At 71.6% G+C, this 20096-nt stretch carries 18 protein-coding genes, 1 pseudogene and 1 riboswitch; of the genes and pseudogenes, 10 read left to right on the forward strand and 9 right to left on the reverse strand.

Annotation, left to right across the window (positions count from 1 at the left end):
- Window positions 1-97: 97 nt before the first annotated feature.
- The 4 genes from AQJ67_RS26890 to AQJ67_RS26905 are packed head-to-tail and all read left to right on the forward strand — an operon-like array spanning window position 98 to window position 5742.
- Complete coding sequence (locus tag AQJ67_RS26890) at window positions 98-1627, forward strand: GMC family oxidoreductase (RefSeq protein ID WP_062721868.1); 1530 nt, start codon at window positions 98-100, stop codon at window positions 1625-1627.
- Window positions 1627-2820 carry a quaternary amine ABC transporter ATP-binding protein gene (locus AQJ67_RS26895; protein ID WP_167366227.1) on the forward strand — a complete coding sequence of 398 codons (1194 nt, stop codon included), beginning with the start codon at window positions 1627-1629 and terminating at the stop codon, window positions 2818-2820. Before AQJ67_RS26890 ends, AQJ67_RS26895 begins: the two co-directional genes overlap by 1 nt.
- Window positions 2820-4769, forward strand: a complete 1950-nt coding sequence (locus AQJ67_RS26900; protein ID WP_062721869.1) for an ABC transporter permease — start codon at window positions 2820-2822, stop codon at window positions 4767-4769. The genes AQJ67_RS26895 and AQJ67_RS26900 overlap by 1 nt, the downstream gene beginning before the upstream one ends.
- Window position 4770: 1 nt before the next feature.
- Window positions 4771-5742, forward strand: coding sequence for an ABC transporter substrate-binding protein (locus AQJ67_RS26905; protein WP_062721870.1), 972 nt, complete (start codon window positions 4771-4773; stop codon window positions 5740-5742).
- A 4-nt stretch (window positions 5743-5746) separates the two neighbouring features.
- On the opposite strand, the gene AQJ67_RS26910 is transcribed toward AQJ67_RS26905, so the two are convergent.
- Genes AQJ67_RS26910 through AQJ67_RS26920 form a run of 3 tightly spaced genes read right to left on the reverse strand, consistent with a single transcriptional unit; the run spans window position 5747 to window position 7457 of the window.
- A complete protein-coding gene (locus tag AQJ67_RS26910; RefSeq protein WP_062721871.1) occupies window positions 5747-6481 on the reverse strand; it encodes an isocitrate lyase/PEP mutase family protein in 735 nt (244 codons plus the stop codon).
- Window positions 6478-6948 carry a carboxymuconolactone decarboxylase family protein gene (locus AQJ67_RS26915; RefSeq protein ID WP_279616903.1) on the reverse strand — a complete coding sequence of 157 codons (471 nt, stop codon included), beginning with the start codon at window positions 6946-6948 and terminating at the stop codon, window positions 6478-6480. The genes AQJ67_RS26910 and AQJ67_RS26915 overlap by 4 nt, the downstream gene beginning before the upstream one ends.
- Complete coding sequence (locus AQJ67_RS26920) at window positions 6945-7457, reverse strand: carboxymuconolactone decarboxylase family protein (RefSeq protein WP_062721872.1); 513 nt, start codon at window positions 7455-7457, stop codon at window positions 6945-6947. The genes AQJ67_RS26915 and AQJ67_RS26920 overlap by 4 nt, the downstream gene beginning before the upstream one ends.
- A 47-nt stretch (window positions 7458-7504) precedes the next feature.
- On the opposite strand from AQJ67_RS26920, the gene pdxR reads away from it, so the two are divergent.
- The gene (pdxR, locus tag AQJ67_RS26925) at window positions 7505-8902 is read left to right on the forward strand and encodes a MocR-like pyridoxine biosynthesis transcription factor PdxR (protein WP_062721873.1); all 1398 of its coding nucleotides are present in this window, start codon (window positions 7505-7507) and stop codon (window positions 8900-8902) included.
- A 173-nt stretch (window positions 8903-9075) separates the two neighbouring features.
- Here the strand turns inward: pdxR and AQJ67_RS26930 are convergent, their stop codons facing one another.
- Window positions 9076-9906 carry a DMT family protein gene (locus AQJ67_RS26930; protein WP_062722064.1) on the reverse strand — a complete coding sequence of 277 codons (831 nt, stop codon included), beginning with the start codon at window positions 9904-9906 and terminating at the stop codon, window positions 9076-9078.
- A 202-nt stretch (window positions 9907-10108) separates the two neighbouring features.
- On the opposite strand from AQJ67_RS26930, the gene AQJ67_RS26935 reads away from it, so the two are divergent.
- Both AQJ67_RS26935 and AQJ67_RS26940 read left to right on the forward strand, forming a co-directional pair.
- Complete coding sequence (locus tag AQJ67_RS26935) at window positions 10109-10462, forward strand: hypothetical protein (RefSeq protein ID WP_062722065.1); 354 nt, start codon at window positions 10109-10111, stop codon at window positions 10460-10462.
- 12 nt (window positions 10463-10474) lie between these two features.
- On the forward strand, window positions 10475-11662 hold the full coding sequence (locus AQJ67_RS26940; protein ID WP_062721874.1) for a glutathionylspermidine synthase family protein: 1188 nt from the start codon (window positions 10475-10477) through the stop codon (window positions 11660-11662).
- Between the two features lie 53 nt (window positions 11663-11715).
- On the opposite strand, the gene rocD is transcribed toward AQJ67_RS26940, so the two are convergent.
- On the reverse strand, window positions 11716-12930 hold the full coding sequence (gene rocD, locus AQJ67_RS26945) for an ornithine--oxo-acid transaminase (RefSeq protein WP_062721875.1): 1215 nt from the start codon (window positions 12928-12930) through the stop codon (window positions 11716-11718).
- Between the two features lie 162 nt (window positions 12931-13092).
- Window positions 13093-13198: riboswitch (ZMP/ZTP riboswitch) on the forward strand.
- A gap of 31 nt (window positions 13199-13229) precedes the next feature.
- Between rocD and AQJ67_RS26950 the strand changes: the two genes are divergently transcribed.
- Window positions 13230-14678 (forward strand): glycine hydroxymethyltransferase, encoded by a 1449-nt coding sequence (locus AQJ67_RS26950; RefSeq protein WP_062721876.1) that lies wholly within the window; start codon window positions 13230-13232, stop codon window positions 14676-14678.
- Between the two features lie 25 nt (window positions 14679-14703).
- Here AQJ67_RS26950 and AQJ67_RS26955 read toward each other — a convergent pair.
- Both AQJ67_RS26955 and AQJ67_RS26960 read right to left on the reverse strand, forming a co-directional pair.
- Window positions 14704-15191: pseudogene (locus AQJ67_RS26955) on the reverse strand (hypothetical protein); the annotation flags it as partial.
- Complete coding sequence (locus tag AQJ67_RS26960) at window positions 15128-15691, reverse strand: RNA polymerase sigma factor (protein WP_079056194.1); 564 nt, start codon at window positions 15689-15691, stop codon at window positions 15128-15130. The gene AQJ67_RS26960 and the pseudogene AQJ67_RS26955, both read right to left, overlap by 64 nt.
- Window positions 15692-15780: 89 nt before the next feature.
- On the opposite strand from AQJ67_RS26960, the gene trpS reads away from it, so the two are divergent.
- Both trpS and AQJ67_RS26970 read left to right on the forward strand, forming a co-directional pair.
- Window positions 15781-16794 carry a tryptophan--tRNA ligase gene (gene trpS / locus AQJ67_RS26965; RefSeq protein ID WP_062722066.1) on the forward strand — a complete coding sequence of 338 codons (1014 nt, stop codon included), beginning with the start codon at window positions 15781-15783 and terminating at the stop codon, window positions 16792-16794.
- Between the two features lie 215 nt (window positions 16795-17009).
- On the forward strand, window positions 17010-17588 hold the full coding sequence (locus AQJ67_RS26970) for a 2'-5' RNA ligase family protein (protein WP_062721878.1): 579 nt from the start codon (window positions 17010-17012) through the stop codon (window positions 17586-17588).
- Window positions 17589-17951: 363 nt separating this feature from the next.
- Here the strand turns inward: AQJ67_RS26970 and dprE2 are convergent, their stop codons facing one another.
- On the reverse strand, window positions 17952-18707 hold the full coding sequence (gene dprE2 / locus AQJ67_RS26975; protein WP_062721879.1) for a decaprenylphospho-beta-D-erythro-pentofuranosid-2-ulose 2-reductase: 756 nt from the start codon (window positions 18705-18707) through the stop codon (window positions 17952-17954).
- Window positions 18708-18733: 26 nt separating this feature from the next.
- The gene (dprE1, locus tag AQJ67_RS26980) at window positions 18734-20089 is read right to left on the reverse strand and encodes a decaprenylphosphoryl-beta-D-ribose oxidase (protein ID WP_062721880.1); all 1356 of its coding nucleotides are present in this window, start codon (window positions 20087-20089) and stop codon (window positions 18734-18736) included.
- Window positions 20090-20096 lie beyond the last annotated feature (7 nt).

Consider the following 20096-nt stretch of genomic DNA (forward strand, 5'->3'; position numbering starts at 1 on the left):
CAAGGGGCGCGGGGAACTGCGCGACCAGCCACAACGAAACCCGCACCCGTATGACTACAGGCCCTCCCACGGCGCCACATCCTGGAGTAACCCCCTGATGTCCCAGAACACCCCTGTCTACGACTACGTCGTCATCGGCGGCGGCACCGCAGGTTCCGTCATCGCCTCCCGCCTCACCGAGAACCCCGACACCACCGTCGCCGTCATCGAGGGCGGCCCCAGTGATGTCGGCCGCGACGACGTCCTCACGCTGCGCCGCTGGATGGGCCTCCTCGGCGGCGACCTCGACTACGACTACCCCACCACCGAGCAGCCACGCGGCAACTCGCACATCCGGCACAGCCGGGCCCGTGTCCTCGGCGGATGTTCCAGCCACAACACGCTCATCGCCTTCAAGCCGCTGCCGTCCGACTGGGACGAGTGGGAGGAGGCCGGTGCCACGGGCTGGGGCGCGGTGCCGATGGAGGCGTACTACGCGCGGCTGAAGAACAACATCGTCCCGGTCGACGAGAAGGACCGGAACGCCATCGCCCGCGACTTCGTCGACTCGGCGCAGGGCGCGCTCGGCGTCCCGCGTGTCGAGGGCTTCAACAAGCAGCCCTTCACCGAGGGCGTCGGCTTCTTCGACCTCGCCTACCACCCCGAGAACAACAAGCGTTCCTCGGCGTCGGTGGCGTATCTGCACCCGGTGATGGACGAGCGGGAGAACCTGACGATCCTGCTGGAGACCTGGGCGTACAAGCTGGAGCTGAACGGCACCCGGGCCGAGGGCGTCCACGTCCGTACCAAGGACGGCGAGGAAGTCCTGATCCGCGCCCGGCGCGAGGTCGTCCTGTGCGCCGGCGCCGTCGACTCGCCCCGGCTGCTGATGCACTCCGGCATCGGGCCCAAGGAGGACCTCACCCAGCTGGGCATCCCGGTCGTCCACGACCTGCCCGGCGTCGGCGAGAACCTGCTCGACCACCCCGAGTCGGTGATCGTCTGGGAGACGAACGGACCGATCCCCGACAACTCCGCGATGGATTCGGACGCCGGGCTTTTCGTGCGGCGCGACCCCGAACACCAGGGCCCCGACCTGATGTTCCACTTCTACCAGATCCCGTTCACGGACAACCCGGAGCGACTGGGCTACCGGCGCCCGGAGTTCGGGGTGTCCATGACCCCCAACATCCCCAAGCCGAAGAGCCGCGGCCGGCTGTACCTGACCAGCGCCGACCCGGCCGTGAAGCCCGCGCTGGACTTCCGCTACTTCACCGACGAGGACGACTACGACGGCCGCACCCTCGTCGACGGCATCCGCATCGCCCGTGAGATAGCGAAGACCGAACCGCTCGCGAGCTGGCTCAAGCGGGAGGTGTGCCCCGGCCCCGACGTCGACGGCGACGAGGAGCTGGGCGAGTACGCGCGCAAGGTCGCGCACACCGTGTACCACCCGGCCGGCACCTGCCGTATGGGCGCCGCCGACGACGAACTGGCCGTGGTCGACCCACAGTTGAGGATCCGAGGCCTGGACGGCATCCGTATCGCCGACGCCTCCGTCTTCCCGACGATGACCGCCGTGAACCCGATGATCGGGGTGCTCATGGTCGGGGAGAAGGCCGTCGATCTGCTTGGAGGTGAGGCGTGATGAGTACTACCCCTACTGCCCCTGGTACCGCTACTGCCCCTGGTACCGCTACTGCCCCTGGTACCGCTACTACCCCTCGTGCCGCTGGTACCCCTGGTGCCACTGATACCCCTGTCTTCTCTGTCGACGGTCTCTGGAAGGTCTTCGGGCCGAAGGCGCACCGCGTCCCCGCCGACCCCGAGCTCGCCGGGCTCACGTCCGCCGAGCTGCGCGCCCGCACCGGCTGCACGGCGGCCGTCCAGGACGTCTCCTTCGACGTCCGCAAGGGCGAGGTCTTCGTCGTCATGGGCCTGTCCGGCTCCGGCAAGTCCACGCTGGTGCGCTGTCTGACCCGGCTGATCGAGCCGACGGCCGGGACCATCGCCATCGACGGCGAGGACGTCCGCGCCATGGACAAGACCCGGCTGCGCGAACTGCGCCGGCACCGTGCCGCGATGGTCTTCCAGCACTTCGGCCTGCTCCCGCACCGTACGGTCCTGGACAACGTGGCGTACGGCCTGGAGATCCAGGGCGTCGGCAGGGCCGAGCGCCGTGAGCGGGCCGCCCAGGTCGTCGCCAAGGTCGGCCTGGAGGGCATGGAGCACCGCAGGCCGGGCCAGCTGTCCGGCGGTCAGCGCCAGCGGGTCGGTCTGGCCCGGGCGCTCGCGGTGGACCCGGAGGTCCTGCTCTTCGACGAGCCGTTCAGCGCGCTCGACCCGCTGATCCGGCGGGACATGCAGGAGGAGGTCGTCCGCTTGCACCGCGAGGAGGGCCGCACGATGGTCTTCATCACCCATGACCTCAGCGAGGCCCTCAAGCTGGGCGACCGTATCGCCCTCATGCGCGACGGCCGCGTCGTCCAGCTGGGCACGCCCGAGGAGATCGTGGGCTCCCCGGCCGACGACTACGTCCGCGAGTTCGTCCGTGACGTGCCGCGCGAGCAGGTCATGACCGTGCGTACGGCCATGCGTGCCGCGTCGGCGGACGAGAGCGGCGACGGGCCGGCGGTCGCGCCGGACGCGACGGTGTCCGAGGCCATCGAGGCCGTGGCGCGCACCGGTGCCCCGGCCCGGGTCATGGAGGGCGGGCGCTGTCTGGGGGTCGTCGACCACGAACGGCTCCTCGGCGTCGTGGCGGGCACGGAGCACCACGACCCGGGCGGGGCCGAGCACGGTGTCGTAGCGGGGGCGGGGAAGCGCAAGGAGGTGGCTTGATGGCCACCGTCACCACTGCCGCCCCGCGCATCGGCGTTCCGGGCGCCCTCAAACACCCCGTCCTCCGCAAGCTCCTGCTGCTCGCCCTCGCCGCCGCGATCCTCGTGCCGCTGGCGAACGCCCGCTGGGCGAGCGGCAGCTGGCCCGCCGCGCTGACCGTCGACTTCTCCGACCAGCTGACCAAGGCCAGCGTCTGGATCATCGACAACCGGGACAGCCACCCGCTGTTCGTCTACTTCTTCGGGCACATCAGCAACGCGGTCGTGCTCTCCGTACGCGCCGTGTACCTGGTGCTGCTCGCGGCCGGCTGGGCCGGCGTCACCGCCGCGGCGTCCCTGGTCGCCTGGCGGGTCGCGGGCTGGAGGCTCGCCGCCGGTACCGGCGTGGCGCTGCTGGCCTGCGGGTTCCTCGGCATGTGGATCCCGACCATGCAGACCCTCGCGCTGATGGTCGTGGCGGTCCTCGCCTCCGTCGTCGTGGGCGCGCTGCTGGGCCTCGCCGCCGGACTGTCCGACCGGATGGACAAGATCCTGCGCCCCGTCCTGGACACCATGCAGGTGCTCCCGGCGTACGCCTACCTGCTCCCCGTCGTCCTGGTCTTCGGCATGGGCGTCCCCGCGGCCGTCCTGGCCACCGTCGTCTACGCCGCCCCGCCGATGGCCCGCCTCACCGCCCTCGGCCTGCGCGGCGCCGACAAGGAGGTGCTGGAGGCCGTCGAGTCGCTCGGCGCCACCGCACGGCAGCGCCTGCTGACCGCCCGTATCCCGCTGGCCAGCCACGAACTCCTGCTCGGCCTCAACCAGACGATCATGATGGCGCTGTCGATGGCGGTCATCGCGTCGGTCATCGGTGCCGGCGGCCTCGGTGACCGCGTCTACCAGGCGCTGTCCACGGTCGACGTCGGCGCGGCCCTCGCGGCCGGCGTCCCGATCGTGCTGCTCGCCGTCGTCCTGGACCGGGTGACCGGCGCGGCGGGGGAGGGCCTCGGTGAGGAGCCGCGGCCGAACGGCCGGGCACGCTGGCTGTTCGCCCTGGCCGCCGCCGTCGCCGTGGCCGTCACCGGGCGTCTCGTGGGCCGTCTCGACTGGCCCGAGGCCTGGACCCTGAACATCGCCGAGCCGGTCAACCGCGCCGTCGACTGGATGACCGACCACCTCTACTCCGGGGTCCCCGTCATCGGCGGCACCGCCGACTGGGCGGCCCACTTCACCACCTGGGTCCTCGACCCCGTGCGCGACACCCTGCAGTGGCTGCCCTGGTGGTCGCTCCTGCTGATCGTCGCCGCGCTGGCCTGGCTGATCGGCACCTGGCGCACCGCGCTGACCGCCGTCCTCGCCATGGCCGCGATCGGCGTCCTGGGCGTGTGGACACCGGCGCTCGACACCCTCTCGCAGGTGCTGGCGGCCGTAGCCGTCACCCTGGTCCTGGGCTTCGCGACCGGTATCGCGGCCGCCCGCAGCGACCGCGTGGAGCGGCTGCTGCGGCCCGTCCTGGACGTCTTCCAGACGATGCCGCAGTTCGTGTACCTGATCCCGGTGGTCGCGCTGTTCGGCGTCGGCCGCGCCCCGGCCGTCGCGGCGGCCGTCGTCTACGCGCTGCCCGCCGTCGTCCGCATCACCACCCAGGGCCTGCGCCAGGTCGACCCGGCCGCCCTGGAGTCGGCCCGCTCGCTCGGCGCGACGCCCGCCCAGCAGCTGCGACAGGTCCAACTCCCGCTCGCCCGCCCGGCGTTGCTGCTCGCCGTCAACCAGGGCGTCGTCCTGGTCCTCGCCGTCGTCATCATCGGCGGCCTGGTCGGCGGAGGCGCGCTCGGCTACGACGTCGTCGCCGGACTCGCGCAGGGCGACCTCGCGACCGGTCTGGTGGCCGGTGTGGCGATCGTCTGCCTGGGCCTGATGCTCGACCGGGTGACCCAGCCGACGGAACGCCGCGCGAAGAAGGGAGCGTGACATGCGCGTTCGTATGCGTACGACTGCCGTAGTGGCCGGCGTGTCCTCGCTGGCGCTGCTCACCGGCCTGACCGGCTGCGGTGCCGCCGACATGACCAAGCAGGCCTCGCCGTTCGCGAACGCCCAGGGCGCGAAGTCCGTAACCCTGTCCGTGCAGTCCTGGGTCGGCGCGCAGGCCAACGTGGCCGTCGCCCAGTACCTGCTGGAGCACGAGCTCGGCTACCGCGTCGACACCGTCCAGATCGACGAGGTCCCCGCCTGGGACGCGCTCAGCCAGGGCCGCGTCGACGCGCTCCTGGAGGACTGGGGGCACCCGGAGGAGGAGCAGCGGTACGTCAAGGACAAGAAGACGATCGTGCCCGGCGGCGACCTCGGGGTCACCGGGCACATCGGCTGGTTCGTCCCGACGTACTTCGCGAAGGCCCACCCGGACGTCACCGACTGGAAGAACCTCGACAAGTACGCCGACCAGCTGCGCACCGCCGAGAGCGGCGGCAAGGGCCAGCTGATGGACGGCTCGCCCTCCTACGTCACCAACGACAAGGCGCTGGTGAAGAACCTGGGCCTGGACTACCAGGTGGTCTTCGCCGGTTCGGAGGCCGCGCAGATCACGCAGATCAAACAGTTCGCCAAGGAGAAGAAGCCCTTCCTGACGTACTGGTACTCCCCGCAGTGGCTGTTCAAGAAGGTCCCCATGACCGAGGTGAAGCTGCCCGCGTACAAGGAGGGCTGCGACGCCGACCCGGAGAAGGTCGCCTGCGCCTATCCGCACACCCCGCTGCAGAAGTACCTCAACGCGGACTTCGCCAAGAGCGGCGGCGAGGCGGCGGCCCTGCTGAAGAAGTTCAAGTGGACGACCGAGGACCAGAACGAGGTCTCCCTGATGATCGCCGAGCAGAAGCTGTCGCCCGAGGAGGCGGCGAAGAAGTGGGTGGACAGCCACGAGTCCACGTGGAAGGCGTGGCTGTCCTGATCCTCTAGGGCCTGACGCCCTGGTTCAGGTGCGCGGCGATCTCGCGCAGCGCCTGTGCGGCGCTGCGCTGCATCCCCGGCCCGAACGTGATCCGGGTGGCCCCGAGTTCGCCGAGCGCGCTGGGCGAGGGGCCGTCCCCGGTCACGGTGCCGTGCACATTGACCGGCCCCTGGATGCCGGACCGCAACAGCGGCAGTACGTCGAAGGGGGCGCCGATCGGATACACGCAGTCGGCGCCCGCGGCGACGTACAGCGCGGCCCGCTCGATGGCCCGTTCCGGAGCGGACACACCCCGGATGAACGTGTCCACGCGCGCGTTGACGAACAGCTGGTCCCCGGCCGCGTACCGCACCTCGGCGAGCCACTCGGCGTGGGCGCGCGGGTCCTTCAGGACCCCGGCCTCGGAGTCCTCCAGGTTGCAGCCCACGGCACCGCTCTCCAGCAGCCGCTCGACCAGCTCCTTCGGCGCGATCCCGTAGCCGCCCTCCATGTCCGCCGACACCGGCACGTCCACCGCCCGGACGATCCGGGCGACCGCCGCGAACATCTCGTCGGCCGGGGTCTGCCCGTCCTCGTAGCCGAGGGAGGCGGCGACGGCCGCACTGGGCGTGGCCAGCGCGGGGGAACCGGCCTCGACGCAGACGCGCGCGGAGGCGGCGTCCCACGGTCCGGGCAGGACGAGCGGGTCGCCGGGTGCCGTGCGCCGGTGCAGGGCACGGAAGGTCTCGACCTTGGTCATGGTGTGTGTCCCCCTGGTGGAATGCGGCGGCCGACCATCATCCGGTTCCAGTTGTTGATGGCGACGATCAGCGCGATGAGATGGGCGAGTCGGGTGTCGTCGAAGTGCGCGGCGGCACGGTCGTACACATCGTCGGGCACGAAGCCGTCCGTGAGAACGGTGACCGCCTCGGTCAGCGCCAGCGCGGCCCGTTCCCGCGCGTCGAACAGGCCCTCCGCCTCCTCCCAGGCGGCCAGCATGTCCAGCCGGTCCTCACTCACCCCGTACGCGCGGGCGATCCCGAGGTGCATGTCCAGGCAGAACGCGCAGTGGTTGAGCTGCGAGGCCCGGATCACGACGAGCTCGGCGAGGGCCGGATCACCGAGGCCCTTCTTCGCGGCGGCGCTCACGGCCGACATGGCCTGGGCGACGGCGGGGTCGAGCAGCGTCGTCCGACGTGTCGTCCGAGGCGTCGTCCGGACGGTCACAGGTGCTGCCCCGGCTGGTAGTGCCCCGGGGTCCGCCGACAGGTCACCCCGAACCGGTTCCACGCGTTGATCACGCTGATCGCGGCGATCAGCTGCGCCAGCTCGGCCTCCTCGAAGTGCGCGGCGGCACGCTCGTAGACCTCGTCCGGCACGAAGCCGTCGGTCAGCACGGTCACGGCCTCCGTCAGCTCCAGCGCCGCGAGCTCCCTCTCGGTGTAGAAGTGCCGCGACTCCTCCCAGGCGCTCAACTGCACGATCCGCTCGACGCTCTCGCCGGCCGCGAGCGCGTCCTTGGTGTGCATGTCGAGGCAGAACGCGCAGTGGTTGAGCTGCGAGGCCCGGATCTTCACCAGCTCGCGCAGAACCGGGTCGAGCCCCCGCCCGGCCGCCGCGTCGAGCCGGATCATGGCCTTGAAGACGTCGGGGGCGAGAGCGGCCCAGTCCAGGCGCGGGGTGGGCTCGGACGCATAGGTGACGGTCGTGGTGGTGCTCTCTTCAGTGGTCGTCATGATCTCGACCCTAGGAGCGAAGCAGCCCAGGAGTATGGTCCACTTCCATGGCGAAACCTTGGGCCGCTTTCGGTGTCGACCTCCACCTGGAACCGGCGGGACCGGGCCTGCGCCGAGGCCTGACCGCAGCCCTGCGGGAGGCCGTCCGCACCGGCCGCCTCGCCCCCGGCACCCGGCTGCCCTCCTCCCGCTCCCTCGCCGCCGACCTCGGCATCGCCCGCAACACGGTCGCCGAGGCCTACGCCGAACTGGTCGCCGAGGGCTGGCTCACCGCCCGCCAGGGCTCGGGCACACGCGTCGCCGACCGCCCGGTGATCCCGCCGACCGGCACGACCGCCCCACCGCACCGCGAGCGCCCGCGCCCCGTCTACGACCTGGTCCCCGGCACCCCCGATCTCGCCGCCTTCCCCCGCACGGAGTGGCTCAAGGCGGCCCGCCGCGCCTTCCTCGCCGCCCCGAACCAGGCCCTCGGCTACGGCGACCCCCGCGGCCGCCCCGAGCTGCGCACCGCCCTCGCCGGCTACCTCGCCCGAGCGCGGGGCGTGCGCGCCGACCCCGAGCGCGTGGTGGTGTGCGCGGGCTTCGTACACGGCCTGCAACTCCTCGGCAGAGCGCTGCGGGCGCGCGGCCTGGACACGGTCGCGGTGGAGTCGTACGGCCTGCCCCCGCACTGGAAACAACTGACGGCGGCGGGCTTGACCACCACACCCTTGGCCTTCGACGAACTGGGCACGAACCCGGGGAGGTTGGGGGAGGACCGCTCGATCGGCGCGGTGCTCCTCACCCCGGCCCACCAGTTCCCCATGGGCATGCCCCTGCACCGCGACCGCCGGGCCACGGTGGTGGACTGGGCGCGCCGCACCGACGGAGTGGTCCTGGAGGACGACTACGACGGCGAGTTCCGCTACGACCGCCAGCCCGTCGGCGCGCTCCAGGGCCTCGACCCCGACCGCGTCGTCTACCTCGGCACCGCCAGCAAATCCCTCGCCCCCGGCCTGCGACTGGCCTGGATGGTGCTGCCGCCGACGCTGGTGGACGCGGTCACGGAGGCCAAGGGCGGCTCGGACACCTGCGGCGCGGTGGACCAGCTGACGCTGGCCGAGTTCCTCACCTCCGGCGCCTACGACCGCCACGTCCGCGCCGCCCGCCTGCGCTACCGCCGCCGCAGAGACGCCCTGGTCCAGGCCCTCGCCACCCACGCCCCCCACCTCCAGGTCACCGGCATCGCCGCCGGCCTCCACGCCGTCCTACGCCTCCCACCCGGCACCGAACAGTCCGTCCTCCAAGCCGCCACCTGGCAGCGCCTGGCCCTCCACGGCCTGAGCGCCTACCGCCACGAGTCGTCCACGACGGAACGCCTGGACGCCCTGGTCGTGGGCTACGGGACGCCTCCGGACCATGCGTGGGCGGGGGCGTTGGAGGCGTTGTGCAGGGTGCTGCCGTGAGAACGAATGGAGATGTTCGCCCAGCGTCCGAGGACGAGCCGCCCTTTCAGCCCGTCCGGCGTTTGAGGACGAGGCCCTTCGGGCCGACAGCGGGGTCTGGGGCGGCAGCCCCAGCGGGGTCGAAGGGGCGGAGCCCCTTCAAGGGATGGGACGGGTAGGGGCGGCGGGGGCGCTCACCGCCCGTCGGACACCCCCGGCGCCTCCCCGAACCGCGCCAACGCCAACGCCCCCGCCACCGACACCACAAACCCCAACACCGCCAGCCACGCCAACCCCTCCCGCGTACGATCCCCCAGCCACACCACCCCCACCACCGCCGGCCCGACCGTCTCCCCGATCACCATCGCCGCGGTAGCCACCGTCACCGACCCCCGCTGCAACGCCGACGTCAACGCCAAGAACGCCGCCCCACCCCCCAACAGCAGCGCATACGTCGCCGGATTCGCCAACTCCGACACCGACACCGAGTCGATCAGCCGCACCGCCACCTCCACCACCCCGAACCCGAACCCCGCGGCCAGCCCCAGCACCAGCCCCCGCCCCCGCTCCGGCAACCGCCCACCCGCGAGTCCCACCCCCAGCACCCCGAGAGCCACCCCGAGCATCGCGAACCTGAGCGCATCCGACCCGCCCCGGTCCCCCTCCGTCCCCGAGGCAAGCCCCAGCATCGCCAGCCCCGCACACACCACCCCCACCGCCGCCCACTCGCTCCGCCGCAACCGCACCCCCAGCAACCGCGCCGCGACCACCGCGGTCACCGCGAGACTGGACGCCAGCGCCGCCGACACGGCGTAGATGGGAAGCGACCGCAGAGCGATGACCTGGAACACGAACCCCAGCCCGTCCAGGGCCAGCCCGGCCAGATACCGCCACTGCCGAAGAGCCCGCAGCAGCACCCCCGCCTCGCCACCCCGTCCCCCTTGCGCACTCGCCGCCCGCGCGGCCACGGCCTGCAGGACGGTGGCCGCACCGAAACAGACCGCCGCGCCAAGGGCGCAGATCATTCCGAAGAGCACAAAGCGACTGTAGGCGGCAGGGCACAGCCAGGGGGGCCTCGCGCGGCGGCACACGGCGATCTTTAGGCTGTCCGCTGAACACCGAACGGACCAACGGATCATCGGGACCCAACGGATCATGGGGACCCAACGGTTCATGGGGACCCAACGGTTCATCGGGACCGAACGCACCATCGGGGGAGAGACACACATGGCGGAAACACGACGCCGACTGCGCTCGAGCACGGTCGTCCTCGGCGGCATGGGCGTCATCGCCGCGGCCCTGACCTCGTGCGGCTCGGAACCGGACCGCCGCTGCGTCGACCGCGACAGCTACACCTACGAGGGCTACAAGGTCATCGCGGACAAGAACTGCACGTCCGGCTCCAGCTCCAGCTCCTCGTACGGCAAGAGCGCCAGGAAGAAGACCGGCGGCTCCGACGCCGCCTGGTACTACGACGCCGACATCGACGACGGCCGCGCCGACTACGGCACCTTCAACCGCAGCGATGCTGTCGACCGGGGCGGCTTCGGCTGCTCGGGCTCGGGCAGCAGCGGCGGCTGAGCGGGCAGACCGATGGAGCGCCGCACGATCGAACCCCGCCCCGGCTGGCAGCAGACCGTCGAGGAACAGGGCCTCATCTACCCCCTCACCCGCCACCCCGACAACTCACTGCGCCCCTACTGGGACGAGAGCGCCCACTACGTCTTCTCCCTGGCCGAGGTCGAGGCGCTGGAGGAGGTCGTCGAGGAACTGCACGGCATGTGCCTCGCCGCCGCGGACCACATCGTCTCCGCCGACCGCTTCGCCGACCTCGGCATCACCGACCCGCGCGTCGCGAACGCGGTCGCCGAGGCCTGGCGCCGACGCGCCGAACTCCCCTCCGTCTACGGCCGTTTCGACCTCCACTACGACGGCACCGGCCCGGCGAAGCTCCTGGAGTACAACGCCGACACCCCCACGTCCCTCGTCGAGGCGGCGTCCCCCCAGTGGTTCTGGATGGAGGAGCGCTTCCCCGGCGCCGACCAGTGGAACTCCCTCCACGAACGCCTCGTCGCCGCCTGGAAGAAGCAGTCCGCCCTGCTCCCGCCCGGCGGGCCCCTGTACTTCGCCTACTCCTCGGCCGACGAACTCGGCGAGGACATGATGACGGTCGCCTACCTCAAGGAAACCGCGGAGCAGGCGGGCCTGGAAACCGGCTGGATCTCCATGGAGGAGATCGGCTGGGACCCTCTCTCCGGCCGCTTCGTCGACACCCGGCTCCGCTTCATCCGCAGCTGCTTCAAGCTCTACCCCTGGGAGTGGCTCACCACCGACCGCTTCGCCGGCCACGTCCTGGAGACCCTGGACAACGGCGGCGGCACCGGCTCGACCCTCTGGATCGAACCGGCCTGGAAGATGCTCCTCAGCAACAAGGCCCTCCTCGCCATCCTCTGGGAGCTCTACCCGGACCACCCGAACCTGCTCCCCGCCTACCTCGACGGCCCGAGAGAACTGGCGAGCACCACGGGCTACGTCGCCAAGCCCCTGCTCGGCCGCGAGGGCGCGGGCGTCACGATCCACGAACCCGGCACCCAGCCGGCACCCCTGCGCGAAGAGCCCTGCTGCTACCAGCAGTTGGCCCCCCTCCCCGCCTTCGACGGCAACCACGTCGTCCTCGGCGCGTGGGTCGTCGAGGACGAGTCCGCGGGCCTCGGCATCCGCGAGTCGTCCGGCCTGATCACCGACGAGTACGCCCGCTTCCTGCCCCACGTGATCCTGTAGAGGGCCGTCCCCAGCCCCGCCCGCCCGCGACGGCCGACCCCCGCCCCACCGGCTCACACCCCGAGCACACCCCGCAACTGGGCGAGTCCCCAGTCCAGATCCTCCTTCCCGATCACCAGCGGCGGCGCGATACGAATCGTCGGACCATGGGTGTCCTTCACCAGCACGCCCCGGTCCACCAGCCGCTCGGACACCTCCCGCCCGGTCCCCACCGCACGGGCGATGTCGACCCCCGCCCACAGCCCCCGCCCCCGGATCGCCGTCACCCGCCCCGTGCCGGCCAGCAGGCCCAGCTCCCGGTGCAGATGCGCGCCGAGCTCCGCCGACCGCTGCTGGAACTCGCCCGTCCGCAGCATCGCGATCACCTCCAGCGCCACCGCACACGCCAGCGGATTCCCGCCGAACGTCGACCCGTGCTCCCCGGGCCGGAACACCCCGAGCACCTCCGCCGACGACACCACCGCCGACACCGGCAGCACCCCGCCCCCGAGCGCCTTCCCGAGCACATACACATCCGGCACCACACCCTCGTGCTCGCACGCGAACGTACGACCCGTGCGCCCCAGCCCCGACTGGATCTCGTCCGCGACGAACAGCACGTTCCGCTCCCGCGTCAGCTCCCGCACCGTCGGCAGATAACCGGCCGGCGGCACCAGCACCCCCGCCTCGCCCTGGATCGGCTCCAGCAGCACGGCCACCGTGTTCTCCGTCAACGCCTCCCGCATCGCCGTCAGATCCCCGTACGGCACGATCTCGAAGCCCGGCGTGTACGGCCCGAAGTCCGCCCGCGCCTCCGGGTCCGTGGAGAAGCTGACGATCGTCGTCGTACGGCCGTGGAAGTTGTTGCCCGCGACGACGATCTTCGCCATCTCCGCCGGCACCCCCTTGACCCGGTAACCCCACTTCCGGGCGGTCTTCACGGCCGTCTCCACCGCCTCCGCCCCCGTGTTCATGGGCAGCACCATCTCCATCCCGCACAGCTCGGCGAGCTGCTCGCAGAACGCCGCGAACCGGTCGTGATGGAACGCCCGCGACGTCAGCGTCACCCGCTCCAACTGGGCCTTCGCCGCGTCCAGGATCCGCCGGTTGCCGTGCCCGAAGTTCAGCGCCGAATACCCGGCCAGCAGATCCAGATACCGCCGCCCCTCCACATCCGTCATCCACGCCCCGTCCGCCGTCGCCACCACGACCGGCAACGGGTGGTAGTTGCGGGCGCTGTGCGCCTCGACCGCGGCGATCAGGGATGCGTTGGTGCTCGACGTGCTCACGGGGCTCTCCGTTTCCGCCACCACGAGGGCTCGTGTCCCGGCCGTCACGAGCCTCGCGGCCACTGTCCATTTCTGGCCTTACGAGTGCTTTGCGGCCCCTTCCTATCGTTGCTCGCATGGTGGACGCGGGACCATGCGCCGTCGGCGCGCCCGGTAGGCTGACCAGCGGGCCGTGACTGGCGCGCTGGGATGGACCAACCATCGGGGAGCGGCCCCTGGGCGGGTGAGACCGCGTCCAGACCGAGTGCCGTGCGCCTGGGCCGTACCGTGAACGCTGCACACGACGTCCGGAGGTCCCCATGTCAGCCGAGCCCCTCTCCACCGAGTCCACCGCCTTCCGTGCCGCCCTCGACGTGATCCGCGCCGTCGAGCCGCGCGTGGCCGACGCCATCGGCCAGGAGGTCACCGACCAGCGCGAGATGCTCAAGCTGATCGCCTCCGAGAACTACGCCTCCCCGGCCACCCTCCTGGCGATGGGCAACTGGTTCAGCGACAAGTACGCCGAGGGCACCGTCGGCCGCCGCTTCTACGCCGGCTGTCGCAACGTCGACACCGTCGAGTCCCTCGCCGCCGAGCACGCCAAGGAACTCTTCGGCGCCCGGCACGCCTACGTCCAGCCCCACTCCGGCATCGACGCCAACCTCGTCGCCTTCTGGTCCGTCCTCGCCGCCCGTGTCGAGGCCCCCGCCCTGGAGAAGGCCGGCGTCCGCCAGGTCAACGACCTCACCGAGGCCGACTGGGCCGAGCTCCGCCAGGCCTTCGGCAACCAGCGCATGCTCGGCATGTCCCTGGACGCCGGCGGCCACCTCACCCACGGCTTCCGCCCGAACATCTCCGGCAAGATGTTCGACCAGCGCTCCTACGGCACCGACTCCGCCACCGGCCTCATCGACTACGAGGCCCTGCGCGTCTCCGCCCGCGAGTTCAAGCCGCTGATCATCGTCGCCGGCTACTCCGCCTACCCCCGTCTCGTGAACTTCCGGATCATGCGCGAGATCGCCGACGAGGTCGGCGCCACGCTCATGGTCGACATGGCCCACTTCGCGGGTCTCGTCGCCGGCAAGGTCCTCACCGGCGACTTCGACCCGGTCCCGCACGCCCAGATCGTCACCACCACCACCCACAAGTCGCTGCGCGGCCCGCGCGGCGGCATGGTCCTGTGCGACGACTCCCTCAAGGACCAGGTCGACCGCGGCTGCCCGATGGTCCTCGGCGGCCCGCTCCCGCACGTCATGGCCGCCAAGGCCGTCGCCCTGGCCGAGGCCCGCCAGCCCGCTTTCCAGGACTACGCCCAGCGCATCGTCGACAACTCCCGCGCGCTGGCCGAGGGCCTGATGCGCCGGGGCGCGACCCTGGTGACCGGCGGCACCGACAACCACCTGAACCTGATCGACGTCGCCTCCTCCTACGGCCTCACCGGCCGCCAGGCCGAGGCCGCGCTTCTCGACTCCGGCATCGTCACCAACCGCAACGCCATCCCGGCCGACCCCAACGGCGCCTGGTACACCTCCGGCATCCGCATCGGCACCCCCGCCCTGACCACCCGTGGCCTGGGCACCGCCGAGATGGACGAGGTCGCCGCCCTGATCGACCGCGTCCTCACCACCACCGAGCCGGGCACCACCAAGTCGGGCGCCCCGTCCAAGGCCGCTCACGTCCTCGACCCGAAGATCGCCGACGAGATCTCCCGCCGCGCCACCGACCTCGTGGCCGGCTTCCCGCTGTACCCGGAGATCGACCTGGGCTGACGCCCGCGGCGATCCACCGAGGGCCTCACAGGTCCAGGTCGATCAACTCCTGACGTGGTCCCTCCCGCGGCGGTCCGGCTCCCGGCCGGGCCGCCGCGCGGCGTATCAGCAGCGTCCCGCCGACTCCGGTCGCGAACCCGACGGCCAGCCCCCCCACCGCCCACCCCGCGTCCCCGATCACCGACCCGGGCCGACCCCCGACCGCCGTGGCCCCGGCGAGCTCGTCCTCCGCCACGCCGACCAGCTCCTCCAGGCCCAGCCGCTCGAAGACCGACCGCGGCGCCCGATGCCAGCGGATGTCGTCGTCCTCCAGTTCCGGCGCGAGATCCGACCGCACCCAGGGTGTGCCGTCCTCGGCCACGAACAGCTGGTCTGCCGCTGAACGGCGACGTCCCCTCCAAGCGGCCGGTTCGTCTGCGGCCAGCCACCTATCCCGGTCAGCCCCCAGATCACCGTGATCCGTATTGGCGGATGCCGCCCCTCGACCCACTCCTCCGGCACCCGCTCCGTGCCGACGTTCTGGTACACCGCCCGACCCGGCTGGGTCTCTCCAGGAGATAGCGGTAGGTGACGACCAGGCGATGCTCCTCGCTCAGCTTCTCCAGGGCGGCCTGGAGAGCGGCGCGGCGCTCTATCTCCAGCGCGGCCAGGGCCGGGTCCGCCGAGTCCGGTATCAGCGGCTCCGCCTCCACCAAGGCCGCCTCACGGCCGGCGAGCGTGCGCTGACGGGCCGCCGTACGCACTGTGTTCCTCGTCTCATTGGCCACGATCGCCAGCAGCCAGGGCTTGAACGCCGAGCCGTCCTTGAACCGGCCCAGCGAGCAGTACGCCTTGACGAAGGCCTGCTGCACCACGTCCTCCGCGTCCGCACCCGCCCCGAGCGCGGCGGCCGCCCTGAGCGCGATGCCCGTATGGGCCCGCACCAGCTGCGCGTACGCCTCCGGCTCTCCGGCGCGTACACGTGCGATCACCGCGGCCTCATCGACGATGCGGCCCCCCTCCCGCGTCCTCACACCTTTGTTACACCGCGGAGGACGGATCGGTTCCCATCTGTTTCCCACCAGTTCCGGACCGGCCCCCGAGACCTGAGAGAATGGTGAGCATGGCCTCTGATCGACCCCGCGTGCTCTCCGGAATCCAGCCCACCGCAGGCTCGTTCCACCTCGGCAACTACCTCGGCGCCGTCCGCCAGTGGGTTGCCCTGCAGGAGTCCCACGACGCGTTCTACATGGTCGTCGACCTGCACGCGATCACGCTCCCGCAGGACCCCGCCGACCTGCGCGCCAACACCCGGCTCGCCGCCGCCCAGCTCCTCGCGGCCGGCCTCGACCCGGAGCGCTGCACGCTCTTCGTCCAGAGCCATGTCCCCGAGCACGCCCAGCTCGCCTGGGTCATGAACTGCCTCACCGGCTTCGGCGAGGCCTCCCGCATGACCCAGTTCAAGGACAAGTCCGCCAAGCAGGGCGCGGACCGGGCCTCCGTCGGCCTGTTCACGTACCCGATCCTGCAGGTCGCCGACATCCTGCTCTACCAGGCCCACGAGGTCCCGGTCGGCGAGGACCAGCGCCAGCACATCGAGCTCACCCGGGACCTCGCCGAGCGCTTCAACGGCCGCTTCGGCCCGACCTTCACCGTCCCGAAGCCGTACATCCTCAAGGAGACGGCGAAGATCTACGACCTCCAGGACCCGGCGATCAAGATGAGCAAGTCGGCGTCCACGCCGAAGGGCCTCATCAACCTGCTCGACGAGCCCAAGGCCACCGCCAAGAAGGTCAAGAGCGCCGTCACCGACACCGACACCGTCATCCGCTACGACGCCGAGAACAAGCCGGGCGTCAGCAACCTGCTCACGATCTACTCGACCCTGACGGGTACGGGAATCGCGGAACTGGAGCAGAAGTACGAGGGCAAGGGCTACGGTGCGCTCAAGACGGACCTCGCCGAGGTCATGGTCGAGTTCGTGACGCCCTTCCGGGAGCGCACCCAGCAGTATCTGGACGACCCGGAGACGCTGGACTCGGTCCTGGCCAAGGGCGCGGAGAAGGCGCGTGCCGTCGCCGCGGAGACGCTCGCCCAGGCGTACGACAGGGTGGGCTTCCTGCCCGCCAAGCACTGAGTCCGCACCACGGCACACGGTCGGAACACGGGCGTACCACCGCACAGCGCTGCACATCACTACGGTTGCGCCTGCCCGCAGCACCTCCGTAGCCGTACAGTCGATAGCCGAATGGCCGTATCAGCGGCCATTCACGCTCACCAACCGGGCATGAGCTCACAACAGGACGAGCCGTTCGCGACGGGCGAGCTCACCGACAGACGACAGGAGACGACGTGGGGACCGTAACGATCGGCGTGTCGATCGCGGTCCCGGAGCCTCACGGCAGCCTGCTCCAGGAGCGGCGCGCGGGCTTCGGCGACGCCGCGGCTCACGGCATCCCCACGCACGTCACACTGCTGCCGCCGACCGAGGTCGACGCCGAGCTGCTGCCGGCGATCGAGGCACATCTCCTCGAGGTCGCGGCCGCTGGGCGCCCCTTCCCGATGCGGCTGTCCGGCACCGGCACCTTCCGGCCCCTCTCGCCGGTCGTCTTCGTCCAGGTCGTCGAGGGCGCCGAGGCCTGCACCTGGCTCCAGAAGCAGGTCCGTGACGCCTCCGGACCGGTCGCCCGCGAGCTTCAGTTCCCGTACCACCCGCATGTCACCGTCGCCCATGGCATCGACGAGGAGTCGATGGACCGCGCCTTCGAGGAACTCGCCGACTACGGCGCCGAGTGGCCCTGCACCGGCTTCGCGCTCTACGAGCAGGGCCCCGACGGAGTGTGGCGCAAGCTGCGGGACTTCGACTTCGGGGGGCCGGTGGTGCCTTCGCAGGCGGGGGCTGTGGAACGCGGGTCCATCCCAGCGAATTAGCTCCGCCGGTTGGGTCGTGGGGTGGGTGCCGGGTTCGGTTTGGTTGTTGTCTGCGGCGCCGTGGGGGTTGGTCGCGTGGTTCCCCGCGCCCCTAGGAGTGCGGCGCCGTGGGGGTTGGTCGCGTGGTTCCTCGCGGCCCTGGAGGTGCGGCGCCGTGGGGGCTGGGCGCGCAGTTCCTCGCGCCCCTGGGAGTGCGGCGCCGTGGGGGTTGGTCGCGTGGTTCCTCGCGCCCCTGGGAGTGCGGCGCCGTGGGGGTTGGTCGCGTGGTTCCTCGCGCCCCTGGGAGTGCGGCGCCGTGGGGGCCGGTCGCGTAGTTCCCCGCGTCCCTAGGGGGCTGCCGGACCGCGGCTTTGGTACGGCGCTCTAGATCGGCAGCCGTCGGAAGAGTCCCCGCGGCAGATGCCGCAGTGCCGACATCACCACACTGAGTGCGCCCGGGACCCACACCGTTTCCGAGCGGCGGCGCAGGCCCGTCTCGATGGCTGTCGCGACCGCTTCCGGGGTGGTTGCCAGGGGGGTCGCCTCCAGGCCGGCGGTCATCTTGGTGTGGACGAAGCCGGGGCGTACGAGCATGACGTGGACGCCGGTGCCGTGCAGGGCGTCGCCGAGGCCCTGGGTGAAGGTGTCGAGGCCGGCTTTGCTGGAGCCGTAGATGAAGTTGGCGCGGCGGGCGCGTTCGGCGGCGACCGAGGAGAGGACGACGAGGGAGCCGTGGCCCTGGGCCTGGAGGGCGCTCGCGCTGATCAGGGTCGCCGAGACGGCGCCCGTGTAGTTGGTCTGGGCGACCCGTACCGCGCTCATCGGCTCACGCTCGTCGTGCGCCTGGTCGCCGAGGATGCCGAAGGCGAGCAGCACCATGTCGATGTCGCCCTCGGCGAAGACCTTGCCGAGCACCGTCTCGTGGGACTCGGGGTCGAGGGCGTCGAAGGCGACCGTGTGCACGTCGGCGCCGAGCGCGCGCAGGTCGGCGGCGGACTGCTCCAGGGCGGGCGACGGGCGGCCGGCGAGCCACACGGTGCGGGTGCGGCGCGCGATCATGCGGCGGGTGGTGGCCAGCGCGATCTCGGACGTACCGCCGAGGACGAGCAGGGACTGGGGGAGGCCGAAGGCGTCCTTCACGACAGCTCCTAGAGATCTGATGGGTTCTACAGGGCGAGGCGGCGGGCCAGGTCCGACACGAAGACCCCGCGCGGGTCCAGTTCCGCGCGCAGCGAGCGGAAGGCGTCCAGGCGGGGGTACATCGCGGCGAGCAACTCGGGCCGCAGCCGGGAGTCCTTGGCGAGGTAGACGCGCCCGCCGGCCGTGGCCACCTCCTCGTCCAGCGCGTCGAGGAGCGCGCCGAGCCCGGGCAGCGCGGCCGGGATGTCCAGGGCCAGCGTCCAGCCGGGGACGGGAAAGGAGAGCCAGCCGGGGTCGGCGTCCCCGAAGCGCTTGAGGACGGCCAGGAAGGACGGGCAGCGGTGCTCGGAGATGCGCCGCACCACCCGGTGCAGGCTCTCCTCCTGGCCGTGTCCGACGACGAACTGGTACTGCACGAAGCCGCCCCGGCCGTAGATCCGGTTCCAGTGCGGCACGCCGTCCAGGGGGTGGAAGAAGGTGGTGAGCTTCTGCAGTTCACCGGTACGCGCGCGTGGCGCCCTGCGGTACCAGAGCTCGTTGAAGCAGGCCACGGTACGGCGGTTCAGCAGCCCTTCCGGCAGGAAGGCGGGCGGGCCCGGCAGACGGGAGGGGCGGAAGGCGAGCGGGTCCCTACGCGCGCGTGTGCCTTCGCGCAGGGCGTCCAGGGGGGCGTGGTCGCCGCGGGTGAGCACCGCGCGTCCCGTCGCCGCGCCGCGCGCCAGCAGGTCGATCCAGGCCACCGAGTAGCGGTAGTGGTCGTCGGTGGCGGCCAGGCGGGCCATGAGGTCGTCGAGGTCCCGCGCGCGTTCGGTGTCGACCGACATCAGCGAGGTCTCCACCGGCTGGAGTTGGACCGTGGCGGTGAGGATCACGCCGGTCAGGCCCATGCCGCCGGTGGTCGCGTCGAACAGGGGCGTGCCGCGGCGGACCGTGCGGATCCCGCCGTCGGCGGTGAGGAGTTCCAGCGACAGGACATGGCGGGAGAAGGCGCCCGAGACATGGTGGTTCTTGCCGTGGATGTCGGCGCCGATCGCACCGCCGACCGTCACCTGGCGGGTGCCGGGCGTCACCGGCACGAACCAGCCGAGCGGAAGCAGCACCCGCATCAGCCGGTGCAGCGAGACGCCCGCGTCGCACGAGACGGTGCCGCCGTCGGCGTCGATCGCGTGGACACGGTCCAGACCGGTCATGTCGAACACCGCGCCCCCGGCGTTCTGCGCCGCGTCCCCGTACGCCCGCCCCAGGCCCCTGGGGATGCCTCCGCGGGCCCCGCAGTCCCGGACGGCGGCCGCGGCCTCCTCGTACGTCCTGGGACGGATCAGACGGGCGACGGTGGGGGCGGTGCGGCCCCATCCCGTGACGGAGACGGTGTCGGCAGGCATGTCGGCG

It is taken from the genome of Streptomyces caeruleatus, from assembly GCF_001514235.1.
GTDB lineage: Bacteria > Actinomycetota > Actinomycetes > Streptomycetales > Streptomycetaceae > Streptomyces > Streptomyces caeruleatus.